This window comes from Frankia sp. Mgl5 (assembly GCF_023242985.1).
In the GTDB taxonomy this organism is placed as follows: Bacteria; Actinomycetota; Actinomycetes; order Frankiales; family Frankiaceae; genus Parafrankia; species Parafrankia soli.
Map to the genome: position 1 here is coordinate 1 of NZ_JALKFY010000215.1, position 256 is coordinate 256.

1 protein-coding gene is annotated in these 256 nt (G+C 53.9%); it reads right to left on the minus strand.

What is annotated here, in order from left to right; genetic code table 11:
* Positions 1 to 256 (minus strand): Mur ligase family protein (locus tag MXD62_RS09070; RefSeq protein ID WP_248828929.1); only part of this gene is annotated, 256 nt, incomplete at both ends.

Genomic DNA, 256 nt, shown 5'->3' on the forward strand with positions numbered 1-256 from the left:
CACTCACGGTGGCGAGCGCTGCTGTGATTTCCGCAGTGGTCAGGTCAAAATAGCGTGCGATGGCGATCGCTGGCAGTGCGTTTAGCACGTTATGCTTTCCATGCAGCGGCAGGTAGACGGGGAAAGACTCGCCGGAACGGAAGTGCACGTCAAAATGGGTACCCCGCTCATCAGCCACCATCTTTTCCGCCCAGATGTCGGCAGGGCCATTAACGGAATAATAGAGAATCTTGCCCGAATATAAATGGCTTATCAT